This window comes from Pseudomonas sp. (genome assembly GCF_036404235.1).
Taxonomy (GTDB): Bacteria; Pseudomonadota; Gammaproteobacteria; order Pseudomonadales; family Pseudomonadaceae; genus Aquipseudomonas.
Genome location: NZ_DASWOT010000069.1, coordinates 1 through 1,989 on the forward strand (window position 1 = coordinate 1; position 1,989 = coordinate 1,989).

2 protein-coding genes are annotated in these 1,989 nt (G+C 56.5%); both read right to left on the minus strand.

Translation table 11 applies throughout. The annotated features are described in order from the left end of the window. Positions 1-403: ATPase domain-containing protein (locus tag VGC62_RS08645; protein WP_331186658.1), on the minus strand; the 403-nt coding region annotated here is incomplete at its 3' end. Between the two features lie 121 nt (positions 404-524). Continuing rightward, on the minus strand, positions 525-1,989 hold a 1,465-nt coding region (locus tag VGC62_RS08650; protein ID WP_331186659.1), incomplete at its 5' end, for a catalase.

Here is a 1,989-nt window from a genome sequence, read left to right on the forward strand (position 1 = left end):
TGGCGACTTGCTGCTGCGACTCTTCACCCGTGACATACAGCGCGGGCATGCGCTCAGCGATGGCGCACAGGGTTTGCAACAAAATGGTGGACTTGCCAATGCCGGGGTCACCGCCGATCAGCACAACAGAACCGTCCACCAATCCACCGCCCAACACCCGATCCAATTCGGTGGAGTTAGTGGAGAAGCGTGGAACCTCCTCCACACTGACCTCGGCCAGTGTCCGGACCTGAGCCTTTTGCCCCGTCCAGCCAGAACGGCCGCTGGGTGCTGCTGCGCCGCCACTTTCGATGACCGTCTCGACCAGGGTGTTCCAGGCGCCGCACTCGCCACATTGGCCGGCCCACTTGGGAAACGTCGAGCCGCACTCGGTGCAGCCATACATGCGTTTGGCCTTGGCCATGACATCCCCCCCGATCATAAAAGTTGGCAATCATAACGCAGGTTGCCTGCCAGCGAGGGCGCATGCAGGCTGGCTTGATTGCAGCATCGGCTCATCGGGATGCTGCAATCACGCTATCGGGTCAGTCAGACAGTTTTTCCGCGAGGGCTTTCACCCGAGAAAGGTCACCTTGGGCAACTTTGGCAACCCGCTTGCCGTATTCGGCATCCGCTTTGTAGAGGAATGAAAGCATGATGTGTTTGCTCTCATCGTCGGTCGTCGCCAGCGCCTCGCCAAAACTGGAGACCAAATCAGTCTGTTCTTGCTTGCTGAAAGAACGATACAGGTCACCGGCTTGCTTGAAGTTCTGCTCGCGCTGGATTTTCGCCTGCTGAGTGGTGCCTTGCAGCGGTAGCTCACTGTAACGAGCCTGTGGTTGTTCTTCACGCGGCTGCAAACGGCTTGGCTGATAGTTGACACCCGACGCGCTGCGACCGGCATTCATTGCGCCGTCCTGGTTGCCATTATTAACCTTCACTTTGGCCGCGTTTATCGGCAACTGATGCGCGTTGGCGCCCAGGCGGTAGAGTTGAGTATCCGCGTATGAAAACACTCGCCCCTGTAACAGACGATCTTCGGACGGTTCGATGCCGGGCACCAGATTCGACGGGGCCATGGCGACCTGTTCGGTTTCCTGGAAAACATTGCCCGGATTTTTGTTCAACACCATCTGGCCGACTTTGCGTAAGGGGACATCTGGCCAGATCTTGGTCGCATCCAGCGGATCAAAGTCGAACTTCGACAAATCTTCAGGTTTAAGCACCTGTACAAACAGGTCCCATTTTGGGTGGTTGCCTTGCTTGATCTGGCTGACCAAGTCTTGAGTCATGTGGCTGTAATCACGTCCTTGGACGGCAATAACCTCAGCCGGCCTCAGGTTTTTGATGCCCTGTTGGCTTTTCCACTGAAACTTCACGTAATGCACCTGGCCCTGCGCGTTAACCAATTTGTAAGCATGCACGCTGTTGCCGTCCATCTCTCGGTAGCTGGCTGGTGTTCCGTTATTTGAGTACAGCTCGGTCAGGGTACGGGTCGCCTCAGGCACGTGCGAAAAGAAATCGAAACGACGCGCATCGTCATCCAGGTTGTAGCGCGGGTCCGGCTTGAAGGCATGCACCATGTCGGGGAACTTGATCGCGTCACGAATAAAGAAAGTTGGGAAATTATTGCCCACCAGATCCCAATTACCGTCGCGTCTGAAGAACCGAGTCGCAAAGCCCCGAGGGTCGCGCAAGGTTTCAGGCGAATGATTGCCATGTACCACCGAGGAGAATCGTACGAAAACCGGTGTCACCTCACCCGCACCAAAGACTCGCGCCTTGCTCAGATCACTCAAATCATCCGAGACGGTAAATTGGCCGTAGGCACCTGTTCCCCGCGCATGAACGACCCGCTCCGGGATGCGCTCTCGGTCGAACCGTTGAAGTTTCTGAATCAGTTGAACATCCTGCAGCAATACAGGACCGCTGGCGCCCGCAGTCTGCGAGTTTTGATTGTCACCGACAACAGCACCGTTATCCCGGGTGAGGTCTGCGGCGTGGACACTA